This window comes from Planococcus alkaliphilus, assembly GCF_057031095.1.
The window spans coordinates 260386-277432 of record NZ_CM168060.1 but is presented as its reverse complement, the minus strand read 5'-3'; the positions used below and the strand labels follow the sequence as shown (position 1 = coordinate 277432).

Below are 17047 nucleotides of genomic sequence, written 5' to 3'. Positions count from 1 at the left end.
TTAGCAAATTTTTGATCGAAATGCTGTAAATAAAATGTGAATTTTTGTTAAGACTTTGTAAACCATTTAAGCCAAAATAGTAGAAAAATAGAAGAAGAGTTGTTCTCACGAAAATCGAATTTTCTCTTCATTCTAAACTCGGAGGCGAATACTCCCGACTTCCGAATAAATACTCCCAACTATTTGAAAAATTCCTGGATCGCTTTAAAAGTTAAACAAAAAAACGGCCAGTGCCTGTTCTTCAACAAGCACTGAAACCGTTCCTTAATTAGTCATCCCTGTGTAAACAAAAATAGCATCGCGCAAAAATTTGGCTGCTCCCGGACGAGCTTTGTCGTAATAAGCCGCAAAACGTTCATCGTCGACATACATTTGTGCAAGTCCGGCATGAGCTTCTTTGCTATAGGTCGACCATGTAAAAGACAGCCATTGTTTATGAAGGTCCGCTGTTTTTTGTCCAAGAACACCAGCCGGATCACCGGTTTCAATAGCCAACGCCAAAGTATCGAGCACTTCCTGCTCCAGACGCTTAAACTCTGCGTATTTCTCTTCGCTCATGTTCAGCATCTTCGCATTCGATTGGTCGACTGTTTCATCGCCGTACTTCGCGCGTATTTCCTCGCCGTATTGCTTTTCATTGTCTTCAATCAGCTGCTGTTTAAAGCCTTTAAATTTCTCAGTGTCTGCCATTTCACTCTTCCTTTCCACTGCAGAAATGGTGTTTTCCACATTAGTGATCAAAACATCCAATTGCCTGCGTTTTTCAAGGAGCTGCTGCCGATGTCTTCTTAAAGCTGACGGGCCGTCAAACGACGGATCATTGACGATATTCTTGATGCTTTCCAGATCGACGCCAAGTTCCCGGTAAAAGAGGATTTGCTGCAGCTTATCCACTTCTGCTTGCCCGTAAATCCGGTAACCTGATGAATTCTTCCTTGCCGGTTCAAGGAGCCCAATTTCATCGTAATACCGCAACGTCCGCGTGCTGACCCCTGCCAGCCTGCCCAATTTCTGGACCGTATATTCCATCCGCTCACCTCCTCAAAACCACTCTACACCTTGACGCAGCGTTAAGGTCAAGCCCGAAAAGCGCAAGCGCCCATCTAGTCCCGACAGGCTTAAGGCAGAACACGAAGGAAATCCCGATTTCCGCAGTGGGCTGACTTAAGACCCCGAGGGACTGGGCGCTGGAGTCTAGACACCGAAAAGCGTAAGCGCCCATGCAGCCTTATTAACCTCTAATCAAGTCAATTGCTGTTCCGCAAATTCACTGTAAAGGCCGTGCATCCGGCTAAGTTCTTCGTGGGTTCCGATGCCCGTCACTTGGCCTTTTTCAATAAAGACAATTTGGTCCGCATCCACAATGGTCGATAAGCGATGGGCAATGACCAAGGTAGTGCGCCCTTCCATCAACCGGCTCAATGCTTGCTGGACGATGCCTTCCGATTGGCTATCCAGGCTCGCGGTCGCCTCGTCCATCATCAATATTTTCGGATCTCTTAAGAACGCCCGGGCAATGGCAATTCGCTGGCGCTGGCCGCCCGATAATTTCACGCCGCGCTCTCCGACTTGCGTATCCAGTCCCTCTGGAAATTCTTGAATGAATTCTTTTGCGTAGGCCATTTCTGCAACATTCCATAATACCTCATCTGAAATAGCTCCAGTATCCGGAAGTCCATAAATCAAATTCTCCCGGATTGTTCCGCCCATCATCGCGCTTTCCTGGGAAACATAGCCGATTTGGCTGCGCCAAGCCAGCATTGATAATTCGTTTATCGGAGTCTCACCTATCGTGATGGTTCCGTCTTCCGGTTCATAAAATCGTTCAATCAATCCAAAGACCGTCGTTTTGCCTCCACCGCTTGGACCGGCAAAAGCAATCATTTCACCCGGCTTCGCTTCAAAGGAAAGATTTTTTAATACTGGCTCGCCTTCTTCATAGGAAAAGCTGACGTTCGAAATCCGCAAGGTTTTATTCGCGATATCGATTTGCAGACCTTCTTGCCCTTCTTCAAGCGGCAGATCCAGGATTTCAATAATCCGCTCCGTTGCCCCTTTTGCTTTTTGAAGTTCTGTAAAAAATAAAGCAAAGCCGGTCATCGGCATAATGATTTGGAACAAATACAAGAGGAACGCCACAAGAGAGCCCGTCGACATCGTCCCTTCTGCTACGCGGATTCCGCCGTACCCGATAATCATCACGATCACGGCCATCACCACGGTATACATTAGCGGCGCAATCAAGGCATAAATTCTCGCTTCTTTTAACCCGATTTGAAACAAGGTCTGGATGCCTGATTGGCCTCTTTTTTCTTCAATCATTTCAGCGGTCGAAGATTTCATCAAACGGATTTCGCTCAATGTCTGTTGGACATGGCCTGTGAAAGTCGCCGTTTCATCCTGCAGACTTCTGGAGATTTTCGCCATCCGTCGTCCAAGCGGAATCATGATGGCAATCGTAAGCGGTACTGAAATCAGCATAATCAAGGTCATTTTCCAATCAAGCAGCAGCAAAATGGTGACTGCTCCGATGATGGAGATGATGCCCGTAATAAACTGCGGAAAGTGGTCGGTAATCAGATTACGGACAATTCCCGTATCATTGACTACCCGGCTGACCGTCTCCCCGCTTGCTTGCTGATCGAAATAAGGGACGCGCAGCCGGATCAAATGCACCCACATCCGGTCACGCAATTCCGCTACGATTTTCTGCCCCACCATGCTCAATAGATAAATGGATATTCCGTTAATGACGGCCTGCAAAATGAAAGCGGCAACGAGTGCTCCGACAAGCCAGGGGCTGATGGTTTCCACCGAAAAGCCGTCGACCAAATCCCGCGTCAATAACGGCACCGCAAGACCTACTATTGTCGTTACAACGCTCGTTGCAAGACCAAAGATAAGCGCCCATTTTGGAATCTTCAACGAAAGGATCAATGAAATAAAGGGTTTGAGACCGTTCGTTTCTTGTTGTTTCTTCATAGATAAAAGCTCCATTTCCTTTGAGCAAACTTCTGTTTTATTCGCTCAGCTAAATTTTGCATAAATGCACGTGTCAGTCAGGTTTTTGCCATCCACTGATAATTCATCATTATGCAAAACACCTTCCAATACAAATCCTAACTTTTCAGGAATGGCCCGGCTCTTGTAATTTTCCGCATCGCATCTGATTTCCAAGCGCTTACAACCAAAGCCGTTCAACGCAAGATCCGTCAATGCCGAAATGGCTTCTGACATATAGCCGAAGCCACTCGCTTCCGTATTGATCCAATAGCCGATTTCCATTTTCGGAATATCCCATTCTATGCTATGAAATCCGGTGCTTCCAATAAATTCACCGGTTTCTTTGCTGAAGATTACGTAACGAAGATTTTCTTTTTTCATAAACAAGAGATGCGCTTCTAAAATATTGATTTCGGTTTCTTCAGCTGTCGGCGTTGTTTGGGCAAACGGAAGCCACGGCTTCAACTCATTAATGGATGCCCGAATCGCGGAATTGATAACAGCCCCGTCTCCCGGTTTCGGCATCCGCAGCACCAAACGCTCTGTTTCGATTTTCGTTGGAATTTCAGGAATTGCTATAGCCATTACTCCATCACCCTTTTCGATTGATTAACTAGCAGTAATTTTCCGGTCGCGCGGCAAACCAAGACCGACTAAGCCGATGATCGGCAAGAACGACACCACGACCATTGTTTCGTAAACGCCGATGGAATCCATCAAGATTCCAATGACCACGCCCCCAATGGCCCCCATTCCAAAAGCCAAGCCGACCGTTAGCCCGGACATTGTTCCAATTTTGCTCGGGACGAGCTCCTGCGCATAAACGACCGTCACGGAAAAGCTCAGCATGATGAAAAACCCAATCAATGCGAGCAACATCAGCACCGCGAATAGCGGAACATACGGAAGTGCAAGGGCTAGCGGAATCGGCACCAAAAGCGACAGCACAATAACGTTTTTTCTGCCAATCCGGTCTGCGAGCGGCCCGCCGAAAAATGTTCCGGCTGCACCAACCGCCAAGAACAGGAAAATGTAGAGCTGCCCTGTCTGAATGGTCAATCCGTAAGCTTCCATCAAATGAAAAATGTAAAAGCTCGTCATGTTCGTGACGTAGAATGAGCGTGCAAAAATAATGATAAGCAACAACGACAACGCGGCACCAACTTGTCTTTTCGTCAGCTCCGGCAATGAAGAAAGGAGCACTTTCTTCCCTTTTTGCAGCTTTTGCTGCGCCAGCTCTTCTTTATACCAGACCGAAATCCTCGATAGGATGAAAATCCCAAGGGCAGCTACGAATAAAAATAGCGCGGCCCCTCTTTGCCCGAGCGGGACGAGGATAAAGGCACTGATCAACGGAGCGAGTGCCTGTCCAGAATTTCCGCCGACCTGGAAGATCGATTGGGACAATCCGCGCTTTGTTCCCGCTGCCATATACGACACCCGCGATCCTTCCGGATGAAATACGGCTGAACCGAAGCCGAGAAAGACGACCGATAAGAGAATCATCCAATATTCCGGCGCAAAGGCGAGCCCCGCCATTCCGAGAAACGAACTGGTCATGCCGAACGGCAGCGCAAACGGCATCGGTTTCTTGTCACTTATAAATCCAATTACCGGCTGCAGAAGGGACGCGACAATATTCAATGCGAATGCGATCAATCCCAGTTGCGTGAAAGTCAGCCCTAAATCCTTCTCGAGTATCGGAAACATCGCGGGAATAACTGCCTGCAATGAATCATTCAGCAAATGGCAGGCGCCAATTGCAAACATGACCGGATAAACCGGATTTCCAGCCATGGACGAACTTATTGATTTTGCCATCAACCCGCCTCCAATTATGTATGTGCATGCTAGCCCGTTCTTACGGGTCAGAAGAATTCGAAAACAAAGTCTTCTTTGTGCCTTTATTATAATCTAGTTGTGGACCAATCGACAGATTCCGGCGCAAAAAAATCCGGCTGCGGAATTTATTCCGCAGCCGGATGATTAAGCCAAACTATTTTTTGTTGAATGATTTTGCTTCCAATTTTCAAGCCGTTTGTCCAAAACAATATTGCCGAACGGGATAAACGCAGCAGCGAATGCACCGATTGAAAAACGGAACGGCCATCTGGCAATGAACGTCATATAAGCGATAAAGAGAATGTATAACGTAAATAGCGCACCGTGGATCGGCCCAACAAAGCTGACCGCTTCCGGCAAATCAACAAAATATTTCAATGGCATGGCAATGAAAAGAAGGATCAATAAGGAACCTCCTTCGATCAAGCCCATGATCCGAAAGTTTTTCAGTGAATTTTTCATCGTTCTCCCCCTTGTTTCTCTGCTTACCATTATAGGGAGAGTAGGCTTCTTGGCACAAGAGCCAGCCTCTTGATTTAGAAAATGTTCCATGAACCTCTTCAAGATTTCGCCATAGTTTCAGGCCTATTTCAACTTAATAAACAAGACCTTTAGATAGTCGCCTTCTTTAAACTCTTTTTGGACGCGGAAATCTGCAGGCAAAGTGAATTCTTCTACAATGCTGTATTTCTTTCCTTCTTCTTTAAAAGCCTTATCGATAAAGCCTTTAAATTTTTTCATGCCAAATGAAGCGCTATTGGTAGAAGCAACGATGATTCCGTTCTTTTCTGTGATGGCAATGGCTTCACGCATCAAGTTGGTGTAATCTTTTGACGTGCTGAACGTGTACTTTTTCGAACGGGCAAAACTCGGTGGATCCAAGATGACCACATCAAATTTTAATTCTTTGCGCTTTGCGTATTTAAAATAATTGAAAACGTCCATGACGAGGATGTCTTGTTGTTCGTAGTCAATTCCATTCACACTGAACTGCTCGATGGTTTTGCTCGAGCTGCGTTTTGCCAAATCTACGCTCGTGGTTTTTGCCGCACCGCCTAATGCGGCAGCCACCGAAAAAGCACCGGTGTATGAGAAAGTATTTAAGACGGTTTTTCCTTTTGCATAGGTGTCCCGGATTGTTCGGCGCACATCACGCTGGTCCAAGAAAATACCGGTCATTGCACCGTCATTTAAGTAAACGGCATAATTCATGCCATTTTCTTTAACAATCAATGGGAACTCGCCGCGTTCTCCGGCTACAAAATCATCGTCTTCAATGTACTGGCCTTTCGTGTCAAAACGTTTCTTTTCGTAGATCCCCTTGAATTCCACTACGTTCTGAAGCGCCGCAATGATGTCTTCTTTAAACGTGTAAATTCCTTCACTGTACCAGCTCAATAAGTAATAGCCGCCGTAATAATCGATTGTTAACCCTCCGAAGCCGTCACCTTCTCCGTTCACTACGCGAAAAGCTGTAGTTGCCGGATCATCGAAATAGGGCTGCCTTCTGTTAATAGATTTAGCCAACTTGCGTTCCATGAAAGCCTGGTCGATGCTTTCTTCTTCATTGCGCGTCCAGATCCATCCAAGCCCCTTATTTTGCTTGCCGTAATAGCCGCGGGCTAAAAAGCGCCCTTGCGAATCTGTCAACCTGAGAAGTGCTCCTTCTTCTTTTAACATTTGTGTATCGGCTAAAGCCTCTTTTTCGATCAACGGATAGCCTGCCGCATAGCTCGCTTTGAATTTATCATTCACTTTTACCGTAATTTCCTGTTTCATCATTTCTCATCCTATCTGTCAAAGCCCATTTGTTTTATAATAAGTGTAATACAAAGCATGGCGCATTCATACCTTCGCATACGAAACGCTTCTGCCGGATTCAGATTCATTCATCTTTCCTGAAGGAGGAATTTGCATGAAGAAAGTATTCTACACCTATAATATTCTCTTGACCACCGGCGAGTGGCTGAGAAGCATCCGCATTGAAGGGTCGCTAGAAGACAATTTCCCAGGTGTTGCCGTCAGTTTTATCCAAGTGGAAAACGAACAAGGAAAATCCATCGTGCTTAATATGTATCACATTGTAAAAGCCGAGTTGATCCATGTAGAAGAATTCTAAAAGCAGAAAAGCGCGATGCTACAGAGCATCGCGCTTTCCCGCTTTTTGGATCCAATCCCAGGCTTCGTGCATTTCTTCCATTTTAAAATGTTTGATATCGATATCCGACAGCAACTCTTCCAGTTTCACTTTTAAGTTGCTCCAGTTCTTTTCACTGATAACCGCAAGTTTTTCAAAGTGATTCCAGCGATTGAGATCCATCTTCATGCCTTCTATAATGCCTCGAATCGTGGCATCGTCTAAATCATCGATCACCGCATAAATATTAAACTTTCCTTTTTCCGAAAATTTCTCTTGGATAATTTTATCTAGTTTCAATGCGTCTTCTAAACGGGCTTTCCCGTCAAATTCCACTGCTACCGTATTCGTATCTTGGCTCGGTGTAAATGTCAGCAAGGCTTCCACACTCCTCTTCTTATTGCTAGTTATTCCATCTATTCCCTTCACCATAAAAATAAAACAGCAAATCATTCCAAAAGCAGCAAGCAAGTAATATATTGCATAATGCATATATCCATTTTCTACAAACTAGTGTATAATTATACTTAATTCATGCATCAGAAAGGGAGAGTACTTTATGCCGATTCCAGTAAACCACGCAAAACCTGTTCGGGTCACTGCGAAAGAAAGCGCATATCTTCAACTACAGCAGTGGATCATCGATGGTACTTTGCAGCCTGAAGAAAAATTGACAGACACTGAACTTGCAACTGCCTTAAATTTAAGCAGAACGCCGATACGGGAAGCCCTTCAACTTTTGGAAACACAAGGCTTCGTTGAAATGTTCCCAGGAAAAGCGACACGCGTTACCAAAGTCGACAAGGAAGATATTAAAGAATTATTGCCGCCGCTTGCAGCATTACAGGCTTTAGCGGCTGAACTCGCCATTCCGAATTTAGACGATGAGCTGATCGAACTATTGGAAGAGACGAACCACCGTTTCGCAAAAGCCATCAAATCCGGAGACCATTCCTCATCGCTTCGAATTGACGAAGAGTTTCATCAATATATGGTGGATGCAGCAAATAATACGTATATCACGACCATACTTAATCGCTTGCAAGCCCATGTTAGAAGACAGTTTTTCCATCATTCATTGATATTGACGATGCATTCACATGATGAACACGTGCAGATCATTGACGCATTGAAAAAGAAAGACGGCGAAAAGGCCGCTCAACTCATGAAATCGAATTGGATCCGTACCACAGACGAATTGACCCATTGATTCTCAAAGAAAAAAGCTGCAACAGAAGCAGATTCGCTTCTGTGGCAGCTTTTTCTATTTTTATTTATTGTAAGCTTCGTTCTGTACACCTTGGACATTGACGCCTTTTTTGCTGCGGGCAATGATTCCCGTAACTGCAATGACGATGAGCGCCGGCAGCAGCCAGCCCAGTCCATCCGCATAAAGCGGCAACGAGGAAGCATAGAAATCGATGATAGCTTGCAGCCAGCCCGGATTCGCTATTTCAAGTGAACTCGTCAACGTCTTGAAGCCGTCAATGATAGCGATGAAAAACGTCACCGTAATCGCTGATACATAGACAAGACGGTCATGTTTGAACAAAGGCGACAAGAATGCCAATATGATCAGGACTATCGCAAGTGGGTACAAGAACATCAATACCGGAATCGAATACGTGATGATATTCGCAAGTCCCGCATTGGTTACAATCAATGAGAAGACCGAGAAAATGACGACATAGGTTTTATAGCTGATTTTCGGCGTCAATTTATGGAAGTATTCCGCATTCGCTACTGTCAACCCGATCGCCGTTGTCAAACATGCCAGCGTAATGATGATGGCCAGTAAAGACGCACCGAATGTCCCGAAATAATGGGCAGAAGCGCCGCTTAGTACAGGGCCGCCTGTATCCATAAGGCCTAACGTGTTGGTGCTCGTTGCACCTAAATAGGCAATTCCCGTATAGACGATAGCTAGAAGAGCGGAAGCGACTGCACCACTTTTCAGAGTTGCTTTTAAAATGCCTTTTGGCGAATTCACGCCAAGCTTGCGCACAGTGGCAATAACAATAATCCCGAATACTAAGGATGCCAAAGCGTCCATTGTGTTATAGCCTTCCGTAAAGCCTTTCAAAAAAGCGCCGCTTGCATAAGCTTCTTGAGGAGCTTCAGGTGAACCCATCGGACGCACAATAGACATGATCAAAAGAGCTGCAAGTGTGATCAAAATACCAGGAGATAAGTATTTCCCGATGTTATCGACCATTTTCGATGGATTCAATGAAAGCCAAAGCGAAATGCCGAAAAAGATGACCGAAAAGACGATCAAGCCGATTGCCATATTGCCTTCTCCGATAAATGGTGCAATCCCTACTTCATACGAAACGGCTCCGGTTCTCGGCAAAGCGAAGAACGGTCCGATGGTCAGATACAATAATGCCGTGAAAACGAGCCCGAAAACAGGATGTACGCGGCTTGAAAGATCCTGCAAGTCGCTGCTTTTCGAATAACCGATTGCCAAAATCCCAAGAAGCGGCAAACCCACTCCTGTAATCAAGAACCCTGCAATGGCAATCCATACTTCTGATCCTGCATATTGGCCAAGCTGTGCTGGAAAGATTAGATTTCCTGCTCCAAAAAATAAAGCAAACAACATCATACCTACGATTGAATATTGGCCAAATGATAATTTACGGTCCATCCTTTTTCCTCCTTGATGACTGAAACGTCGGCCTAAAAGGCTGTATTTCAACATTTAATGATTTCAAAATAATACTTCGCGACTCCAAATACCGTATGCAATATATCGCTTAAAACAATAATACAATATTTAAGCCAAAATGCAAGGAATTTTATGAAGATTTTTTAAAAAATCTGTCAATTTAATATTTTCAGGTATTAAAGACTATTTTCTTAAAATAATGTCGGGTCAAAATAAAAACGGCTTCGCCAATTGCGAAGCCGTTTCGCTAACTTTCAGTAGCGAAGGGCCGCTACCGATTTGCTGATTGTGAGTTGTTCGATGTCATATCCTTTGCTTTTCAAATAATGCTCCATGCCTCTTTTGGCAATATCAATATTATTCTTAGGCCCAATAGTTATGTGGCTGAGGGGGAGCTGGCTGTTAAAATCCAGGGCAATGTATGGAATAATGACGCTATTTTGTGCTCTGAAACGCACTGCCGGCTGCAATTCACCGCTTTTATCCATCAAAGCGATTCGGTATTCTTCCTCACTTTTAAAAGCAGGATATTTGAAAAAAATCGCGAAGCTAGAAATGATTGTAAAAAAATGCTCCGGCAGAGCCGCCTTAACTTTCTGGATATCGTGGTTCTTCGCCACTTTGAAAGTCCCTATCAGAAAATTCATCAACAGCAATTCCTGTTCCTTGCGGCCATACTCCACAAATCCATGAATTGCCCGGCGCCCTTCCTGCAAGCCCGTCAACTTCCCCAAAAGATCTTCTGCATAAACCCCCAGGTTATAGCCTTCGCCTTTTGCGTAGTTATACCAAAGAGCTAAAGAGTCCTGCGTATGGGACATGGAAAAAATGTAGACTTCAAATCCGCTTTCTTCTATTTGCTCCAAGAAATGTTCCATCGCCGCTTCCAATTCATCCACAAACAACTTCCATAATTCGGCTTCCTTCTGCCTCTGCATTTTGGCGATGACCGTTTTCAAGACATTCGCGAAATAAATCAATTCACTTGAATCATTAAGAAAGTTTCCTTTGCTCATCCACAAATTATCGGTTTCCATCATGCCCATCAAACTTTGGAGACTCGTGTAATGGTAGAGAGTCTGACCCGATTCATAAGTTTTCCGGAACTGCTTGTCGAGTTCGTTCTGGAATTGCCATTCCAGTTCATCCTCCAATTTCAGCTGTGCGGCAATGACACCGCCCCTTTCCATGAACTTGATGGTCCCACTATTCCCGATTCCAATTGCTTGAAACGGCATTATGCAGATTAACTGAAATCATGAACTTGTAGGTCCGGCACTGTAAACTTCTTCGAACGGCTGAACGATCACAAAGCCCTCTCCTTTAAATTCCATTTGAATCGATTCTCCGCTTCCCCGGCCGATAAGAGTGCGGAAGCTGACATCCGTCCGAAATTCAGGCGTCAAATTCCCTGACCAGGCGACAGTGGCATTCGGATCCGTAATGACCGGCTCACCCGGACGGACAAGAAGCGTCAACGGTTCGTAATGGGAAGTAATTGCCACCCGACCTTTCCCGCTTAACTGGACATTAAATAATCCGCCAGCCATCATGCCTGCGACTTTTCTCATGAGCTTGATCTCCCAATCGATGCTCGGTTCAAAAGCCAAAAGGTCATTGCCGTTGACAGTGATGGATTCGTTGTTTAATTCGAAAATGGTTATTTTCTTTCCTTGATCTGCAAGGTAGAGGCGGCCTTGCCCCGTCGCTTTCATCAACGAAGTGCCTTCGCCGGTCAATGCCTTTTTGAACATCTTGCTGACGCCATGCTCCAGCATGCGCTCCCGCTCGAATTTGATCTGGCCGGTATAGGAAATCATGGAGCCGGCTTTGGCCCATACCGTATCGGTCAAATTCACTTCCAAAATCCGCTCTGTCTCCAGCTCAAAATAATCATTTTCCTGTTCATCTTGCTGGGTCTTGCGAATAAATTCCTCAATCGTGTAGTTCTCCATCATCATTTCCCCCTTCAATTCACTTGTCTCCATTTACGGATTGGCGGCTTTTAAGTTTCAAATTATGTTCTGAAGAGCTTGCCAACCGAAAGACAGACCGAATCCGATGAGGACGATTCCGGCAGCGATAGAAAAGATTTTCATGAACCTTCGGCCAACAAATTCCTTGCCGAAACGGACTGAAGACGCAATGATCAAATCCCAGATTGCGATGCCGACGAAAATGGCGCTGCTGTAGAAAAGAACGGCTCCTCCACTGTGATTTTGAAGCGTTGAGGACAAAACGGATCCGTATATGCCCACCCAGAAGAGAATGTTTAAGGGATTTGAAATCGCAATGGCGAAACCGGAGAAAAAACAGGACAGATACGAATCCTTCTGCTGTTTCTTTCCTTGATCCAAGCGGAGCGGCTGGTATGCTGCACGAATGCTGTCGGCCCCTAAATAGACCAGGACGATAAAGCCGATGCCCCACATGATGGTTTGTGCAGCAGCCGTCGTCAAAAAAGCAGCTATGCCAAAATAAATCAAAAGCATCAGCAGAATATCTGCTGCCATTCCGCCAACCCCTACAAACCAGGCAGATAGAAACCCTCCACGCATCCCTCTTTTCACGATTTCAATCGTAATTGCCCCGACCGGAATCGAAAGTGAGAATCCGAGAACTATAATTCCAGCAAATCTTTAGCCATCATCGAACCTCCATCGCTCTCTTGGCATTTTGTTCCCCTTTAACCCTTGCCGCCAAAACTAAACATCGCCGCGCCTCAAAGTGGCTGAAATTTCTTTCTTAAGCCGCAGCTTCTCGCTTTTCATTCGAAATGATGTAGAATTATTTACTATGAAGCTTAACCGCTCCATTTCGCAATTTAATTGGAAGGCGCGATCGCTTATGAAATTTCTTGTTATTTTTATTCAATTTCTCGTCTTGTACGGGTTTTATCTGGCCGGCGAATGGATGAGCGAATTTTTAAATTTGCCGCTGCCTGGCAGCGTTATCGGCTTCTTGCTGTTGTTCGCCGCTTTGGCTTTGAAAATTTATCCGCTTCGCTGGATTGAATCAGGGGCCCAGTTCCTGCTCATGTTCTTGTCTCTGTATTTCATTCCCGCCACGGTCGGCGTCATGAACTACGGAGATGTCTTTACAGGAAAAGGCATTTGGCTCATTGCGATTGGCGTATTCAGTACGCTTTTGACCATGGCCGTCTCCGGCTATCTTAGCCAGCGGACCGCACAGTCCCCTCGCGAAAGAGAGGTGGAGTGACGATGGCTATTTTTCTTTTGTCTATGCTGTTTGCGGGTTTGACCATTATTCTTTACCTCGTGTTAAACAGTTTGTACGTCAAATACCGGTGGACGGTCCTGACGCCGGTGTTAACGACGACGGTGGCATTAATCGCCATTTTGCTTGTTTTCGACATCCCTTATGACCGCTACATGCTCGGCGGCCAGTGGATCGGCTCACTGCTTGGGCCCGCGGTTGTCGCTTTGGCGGTTCCGCTATACAAGCAGCGCGATTTGCTGTTACAAAGTCTACTGCCGATTGTCATCGGCGTTTCAGGCGGTACAGTCGTCGGCATGTTCAGCGGCATGCTGCTTGCCCGGGCTTTTCATTTTTCCGAAGAAGTGGTGCTGACCATCTTGCCAAAATCCATCACGACTCCTGTCGCCATGCAGTTGGCTGAAGGCTTTGGCGGCATTCCTTCGCTTGCAGCCGTGTTCGTTATGGTGGCCGGATTCACCGGCATCTTAGCCGGTCCTTGGCTGTTGAAAGTGCTGCGCATCGATTCGCCAATCGGGCGCGGCATCGGCCTCGGCTCCTCAGCGCACGGCCTTGGCACATCCAAAGCATTTGAATATGGACCAGACGAAGCTTCCATGAGCTCTGTTGCAATGACATTAAGCGCAGTGATTGGCTCGTTTCTCGGCCCCGCTATCGTTTGGCTGTTCTTTTAGCGAAGAACAGCTTTTTGTTTTGGCGAAATTGCGCGCGTTTATTTCGAAATGCGCGTGTTCAGCTCTAAATACGCGCGTTGGTTTGAAAATGCGCGCGTTCAGAAAGATTTGCGCGCGTTCACAAAGATCCAACGTAAAAACTGACGGAAAATGAATGATTTCATTTTCCGTCAGCTGGCTTACAATCCGATATCTCTTTTGTTGTAGCCGATAACGCCGGCAATCGCCAATAGGACTGCAATTCCCGTCAGCATAGCGGCTGTTCCGAAATCCATCGATTCGATCGGCCATCCGGGGATGTGGCCGAATGGTGAGATTTTCATCACCCATTCCGGAAATTGAAACAGGCTGCCCATGTAAACCACCACAAAGGAAAACGCCAAATAAAGCCAGACAAAACCGGTCAACGATTTGAACCACCCCATTAACAAGGCCGACAAGCCAATCATTGCCCAAATAGCAGGCAAATAGACGATGGCTGCATAATAGAAAGTGGAAAGCGGCAGTGTCTCGTCCATCAACGAATTGCCGACGATCCCCATTCCGAGACCCGCCATGGAAGTCATCACAATGCTGATAAGAAAAGCGAGCACCAAATAACTCCCCATCAAACGGGTTCTCGATACCGCTCTTCCGAGGATATGTTCGATACGGCCATTTTTTTCTTCACTCTTTAATTTCAAAAAGGCCAGGAGAGACGGAATGGCAGCGATAATCGCGAGCACGGACATCAAAATCGGCAAAAATTGTTCCACTAGAGTAAAGCCTTCCTGGACGATCAGTAGCTCCTGCATCAAATCCACATCGGCGAAAAAGGCTTCTAAGTCTCCAAGCACCGAACCGTAAGAGGCTCCGAGCACGAACATGCCGATCGCCCAAGCGATGATGCCGGTGCGCTGCATACGGAACGCCAAACCGAAAGGGCTCAACATTGCAGGGGATGCGTGGGTCCGGCCCGTTCTTGCCGTAAAGAATCCTGAACCCAAATCACGGATCGAATTCAAGTAAAGGGCGAGCCCTGAAATTGCCAAAGCCACACCAATGGTCAATAAAACCGGCCACCAGTAGTTATTGACATAGACTTCCGAGCGGACTGCCCAGCCAAGCGGCGAGAACCAGGACAAGACTTCGTTGCCGACATCTCCAATCCCTCGGATCAAATACGCGAGCACCAATACAGCTACTGACCAGCCAAGCGTTCCCCGCGAACTTTGAGACAACTGGGCAAATACGGCCGTAATAGCGGCGAACACAAAACCTGTTGAGCCTAAAGCTGCCCCGTATAAAAGAGAGCCTTCCAAATCCATGCCTTCAATTCCGAGCGCATACAAACCGAAACCGATAATTAAAGTGAGCAGGACATTGACTGCCAGCATGACCCATAAAGTCGACTGCAATCCGGACAACCGGCCAACCGGAAGCGAACGGATCATTTCTGTTCGCCCGTCTTCTTCCTCTGCACGGGTATTCCGCGTCACCAGCAACACGCTCATCAATCCGACAACGACGGCGGTCATCAAGAGCATTTGATGCGCCATCATGGCTCCGTTCGTGTAGTTCGCCAGACCGAATCCTGGTCCTACCATCGCGGTCATCGCCGGGTTCTTCATCGTTTCCGCGAGCGCTTGCCGTTCTTCCGCATTTTGATACAAATCGGTAAAAGCGGCGGCGGTGGCCAGTGTCATCAGCGCAAAGCCTAGGAGCCAAGCTGCAATCCGGATGCGATCGCGCCGCACGATTAACCGAATCAGCTCATCGGTTCCGTCAAAAAGGTGATTAGCCACGGTGTCCCGCCTCCTCCGCTTTCCGGTCCACTTCGAGGCTTTCTTCGTAATGGCGCATGAACAATTCTTCCAAAGTTGGCGGAGCGCTTTCCATCCGGACGATGCCAAATTCGCTGACATAGCGGATCACACGGTCCAATTCTTCCGCATCCACTTGGAAAGAAAGGGCATCCCCTTGTTCCTTTATACCTCGAACCCCTTTGACTTCATGCAATAAAGGCATCGGCCGCTGCGTTTCGACAAGCATGACCGTCCCTGTCAAATGCCGGAGATCCTGCAAGCTGCCGGTCTCGATAATTTTCCCTTGCCGGATGATCGCCACTTTATCGCATAACTTCTCCACTTCCGATAAGATGTGGCTCGACAATAAAATGCTTTTCCCTTGTGCTTTCGCTTCCATGACACATTCTTGGAAGATGCGCTCCATCAACGGATCCAAGCCTGAAGTCGGTTCATCCAGAATATACAAATCTGCGTTTGACGAAAAAGCGGCAACCAGTGCGACTTTCTGCCGGTTCCCTTTCGAATAGGTCCGGCATTTTTTGGTCGGATCCAAATCGAATCGACGGATCAATTCGTCTCTTCTGCCCTTATCACCGTTTCCATTCAGCTTCATGAACAGGTCGATTACTTCACCGCCCGTCAAATTCGGCCATAAATTCACATCCCCCGGTACATAAGCCACTCTTTTATGGATGTTCACCGATTCTTTCCAAGCATCCATCCCGAAGATTTCCGCTTTGCCGGAACTCGCTTTCAAAATCCCCAACAGCACCCGGATCGCCGTTGATTTACCAGCGCCGTTCGGACCGATAAAGCCGTACACTTCGCCTTCGGCCACTTCAATATCCACGCCATCTAACGCCGCGAAATCACCGAATTTTTTTGTCAGTCCGCTAGTCTTTAATACGCTCATCACTTTCACCCCTTACTTATAAAAGCTGCGTTTTAAAATATCCAGGTATTCATAAAACTCCTCCCAATACGGATCAAAATCGATCGCTGCCATCTTCTGCCCTTCCAGCTTTCGCAGCAGTTCATTTTGATAGCCCTCAATAGCCCAGCGGATTAAATTGAAGGTCTTTTCAACATCCATCTCTTGCTTGAACAATGATTTGTCAATTCCTTCATAAAGCAGTGCATAGCCCAAGCGCTGTAATTCTTTGAATTGCTTTTGCAGATCTTCCGGCAGCTCCAGCTCCTTTTCGAGCATCACCATCCCGATAAAATTGAATACATGCCTATTTTCCGTCTGCGCTTTCAACTTCACTTTCGACGCCTGTTTAAACCGTTCGATAAAATCCCTTTCTGACAGGTCCACCAAATTGAAATATTCTTTTACAACGAGATCAAAACTATAACTCACCAAATGATGAAACAATTCTTTCTTGCTATTAAAATAATAAAACAACATGCCTTTTCCGATTCCAGCCTTCTTGACAATGCGATTAGTGGAAGCTGTATCGTATCCATATTCTGCAAACTCTTCTAATGCCGCTTCTAGGATAGCTTGCTGTTTTAATGCATCTAAACTATTGAATTTCTCCACATTTCGTTCCTCGCCCTCTTTAGACCATCTTGGTCGACTCCAGAATACACCTTTCGACCAAGGTGGTCAACAAAATAAAAAGAATTTTTAAACAGGTTTGATTTGCGCAATTAAATGATATGTTTTGAATAGCGTATTTATAAAAGAAAG

At 46.2% G+C, this 17047-nt stretch carries 18 protein-coding genes; 4 read left to right on the top strand and 14 right to left on the bottom strand.

The features are described 5' to 3' along the window. Positions 1–264 precede the first annotated feature (264 nt). The 6 genes from AC2EXB_RS01510 to AC2EXB_RS01485 form a co-directional block, all read right to left on the bottom strand. Positions 265–1029, bottom strand: coding sequence for a MerR family transcriptional regulator (locus tag AC2EXB_RS01510; protein WP_483603185.1), 765 nt, complete (start codon positions 1027–1029; stop codon positions 265–267). A 213-nt stretch (positions 1030–1242) separates the two neighbouring features. Further along, entirely contained in the window at positions 1243–2982 is a 1740-nt protein-coding gene (locus tag AC2EXB_RS01505; RefSeq protein WP_483603183.1) for an ABC transporter ATP-binding protein, read from the bottom strand. Positions 2983–3027: 45 nt separating this feature from the next. Then, positions 3028–3588: a GNAT family N-acetyltransferase gene (locus tag AC2EXB_RS01500; RefSeq protein ID WP_251477977.1), complete on the bottom strand. Its 561-nt coding sequence runs from the start codon at positions 3586–3588 to the stop codon at positions 3028–3030. Between the two features lie 24 nt (positions 3589–3612). Continuing rightward, complete coding sequence (locus tag AC2EXB_RS01495) at positions 3613–4824, bottom strand: MFS transporter (RefSeq protein ID WP_483603181.1); 1212 nt, start codon at positions 4822–4824, stop codon at positions 3613–3615. 165 nt (positions 4825–4989) lie between these two features. Beyond that, positions 4990–5307, bottom strand: coding sequence for a DUF3817 domain-containing protein (locus AC2EXB_RS01490; protein WP_251477983.1), 318 nt, complete (start codon positions 5305–5307; stop codon positions 4990–4992). Positions 5308–5430: 123 nt separating this feature from the next. Then, complete coding sequence (locus tag AC2EXB_RS01485) at positions 5431–6624, bottom strand: class I SAM-dependent rRNA methyltransferase (RefSeq protein WP_483603179.1); 1194 nt, start codon at positions 6622–6624, stop codon at positions 5431–5433. A 136-nt stretch (positions 6625–6760) separates the two neighbouring features. Here AC2EXB_RS01485 and AC2EXB_RS01480 point away from each other — a divergent pair, with 136 nt between their 5' ends. After that, positions 6761–6964 carry a hypothetical protein gene (locus AC2EXB_RS01480; protein WP_483603177.1) on the top strand — a complete coding sequence of 68 codons (204 nt, stop codon included), beginning with the start codon at positions 6761–6763 and terminating at the stop codon, positions 6962–6964. Between the two features lie 18 nt (positions 6965–6982). On the opposite strand, the gene AC2EXB_RS01475 is transcribed toward AC2EXB_RS01480, so the two are convergent. Further along, positions 6983–7360, bottom strand: a complete 378-nt coding sequence (locus tag AC2EXB_RS01475; protein WP_483603175.1) for a SpoIIAA family protein — start codon at positions 7358–7360, stop codon at positions 6983–6985. A 181-nt stretch (positions 7361–7541) separates the two neighbouring features. Here AC2EXB_RS01475 and AC2EXB_RS01470 point away from each other — a divergent pair, with 181 nt between their 5' ends. Further along, positions 7542–8192, top strand: a complete 651-nt coding sequence (locus AC2EXB_RS01470; protein WP_235197918.1) for a GntR family transcriptional regulator — start codon at positions 7542–7544, stop codon at positions 8190–8192. A 60-nt stretch (positions 8193–8252) separates the two neighbouring features. On the opposite strand, the gene brnQ is transcribed toward AC2EXB_RS01470, so the two are convergent. The 4 genes from brnQ to AC2EXB_RS01450 form a co-directional block, all read right to left on the bottom strand. After that, positions 8253–9632: a branched-chain amino acid transport system II carrier protein gene (gene brnQ, locus AC2EXB_RS01465; protein WP_483603173.1), complete on the bottom strand. Its 1380-nt coding sequence runs from the start codon at positions 9630–9632 to the stop codon at positions 8253–8255. A 275-nt stretch (positions 9633–9907) separates the two neighbouring features. Continuing rightward, entirely contained in the window at positions 9908–10891 is a 984-nt protein-coding gene (locus AC2EXB_RS01460; RefSeq protein WP_483603171.1) for a DUF2971 domain-containing protein, read from the bottom strand. Between the two features lie 18 nt (positions 10892–10909). After that, positions 10910–11608: an AIM24 family protein gene (locus tag AC2EXB_RS01455; RefSeq protein WP_483603169.1), complete on the bottom strand. Its 699-nt coding sequence runs from the start codon at positions 11606–11608 to the stop codon at positions 10910–10912. 57 nt (positions 11609–11665) lie between these two features. Then, complete coding sequence (locus AC2EXB_RS01450) at positions 11666–12253, bottom strand: LysE family translocator (protein ID WP_483604704.1); 588 nt, start codon at positions 12251–12253, stop codon at positions 11666–11668. A gap of 247 nt (positions 12254–12500) precedes the next feature. On the opposite strand from AC2EXB_RS01450, the gene AC2EXB_RS01445 reads away from it, so the two are divergent. Together AC2EXB_RS01445 and AC2EXB_RS01440 are read left to right on the top strand one after the other, a co-directional pair. After that, on the top strand, positions 12501–12872 hold the full coding sequence (locus tag AC2EXB_RS01445) for a CidA/LrgA family protein (RefSeq protein WP_483603167.1): 372 nt from the start codon (positions 12501–12503) through the stop codon (positions 12870–12872). A 2-nt stretch (positions 12873–12874) separates the two neighbouring features. After that, positions 12875–13564 carry an LrgB family protein gene (locus AC2EXB_RS01440; protein WP_246809580.1) on the top strand — a complete coding sequence of 230 codons (690 nt, stop codon included), beginning with the start codon at positions 12875–12877 and terminating at the stop codon, positions 13562–13564. A gap of 179 nt (positions 13565–13743) precedes the next feature. Here AC2EXB_RS01440 and AC2EXB_RS01435 read toward each other — a convergent pair whose 3' ends face one another. Genes AC2EXB_RS01435 through AC2EXB_RS01425 form a run of 3 tightly spaced genes read right to left on the bottom strand, consistent with a single transcriptional unit; the run spans position 13744 to position 16897 of the window. After that, the gene (locus tag AC2EXB_RS01435) at positions 13744–15348 is read right to left on the bottom strand and encodes an ABC transporter permease (RefSeq protein ID WP_483603165.1); all 1605 of its coding nucleotides are present in this window, start codon (positions 15346–15348) and stop codon (positions 13744–13746) included. Continuing rightward, positions 15341–16264, bottom strand: coding sequence for an ABC transporter ATP-binding protein (locus AC2EXB_RS01430; protein ID WP_483603163.1), 924 nt, complete (start codon positions 16262–16264; stop codon positions 15341–15343). The genes AC2EXB_RS01435 and AC2EXB_RS01430 overlap by 8 nt, the downstream gene beginning before the upstream one ends. Positions 16265–16276: 12 nt before the next feature. Then, on the bottom strand, positions 16277–16897 hold the full coding sequence (locus AC2EXB_RS01425) for a TetR/AcrR family transcriptional regulator (protein ID WP_483603161.1): 621 nt from the start codon (positions 16895–16897) through the stop codon (positions 16277–16279). Positions 16898–17047 lie beyond the last annotated feature (150 nt).

Coding starts and splice junctions, on each gene's coding strand:
- AC2EXB_RS01500 (WP_251477977.1), bottom strand. CDS start 3,588: ATGGCTATAGCAATTCCTGAAATTCCAACGAAAATCGAAACAGAGCGT.
- AC2EXB_RS01455 (WP_483603169.1), bottom strand. CDS start 11,608: ATGGAGAACTACACGATTGAGGAATTTATTCGCAAGACCCAGCAAGAT.
- AC2EXB_RS01440 (WP_246809580.1), top strand. CDS start 12,875: ATGGCTATTTTTCTTTTGTCTATGCTGTTTGCGGGTTTGACCATTATT.
- AC2EXB_RS01505 (WP_483603183.1), bottom strand. CDS start 2,982: ATGAAGAAACAACAAGAAACGAACGGTCTCAAACCCTTTATTTCATTG.
- AC2EXB_RS01480 (WP_483603177.1), top strand. CDS start 6,761: ATGAAGAAAGTATTCTACACCTATAATATTCTCTTGACCACCGGCGAG.
- AC2EXB_RS01470 (WP_235197918.1), top strand. CDS start 7,542: ATGCCGATTCCAGTAAACCACGCAAAACCTGTTCGGGTCACTGCGAAA.
- AC2EXB_RS01445 (WP_483603167.1), top strand. CDS start 12,501: ATGAAATTTCTTGTTATTTTTATTCAATTTCTCGTCTTGTACGGGTTT.
- AC2EXB_RS01430 (WP_483603163.1), bottom strand. CDS start 16,264: ATGAGCGTATTAAAGACTAGCGGACTGACAAAAAAATTCGGTGATTTC.
- AC2EXB_RS01490 (WP_251477983.1), bottom strand. CDS start 5,307: ATGAAAAATTCACTGAAAAACTTTCGGATCATGGGCTTGATCGAAGGA.
- AC2EXB_RS01485 (WP_483603179.1), bottom strand. CDS start 6,624: ATGAAACAGGAAATTACGGTAAAAGTGAATGATAAATTCAAAGCGAGC.
- AC2EXB_RS01510 (WP_483603185.1), bottom strand. CDS start 1,029: ATGGAATATACGGTCCAGAAATTGGGCAGGCTGGCAGGGGTCAGCACG.
- brnQ (WP_483603173.1), bottom strand. CDS start 9,632: ATGGACCGTAAATTATCATTTGGCCAATATTCAATCGTAGGTATGATG.
- AC2EXB_RS01460 (WP_483603171.1), bottom strand. CDS start 10,891: ATGCCGTTTCAAGCAATTGGAATCGGGAATAGTGGGACCATCAAGTTC.
- AC2EXB_RS01495 (WP_483603181.1), bottom strand. CDS start 4,824: ATGGCAAAATCAATAAGTTCGTCCATGGCTGGAAATCCGGTTTATCCG.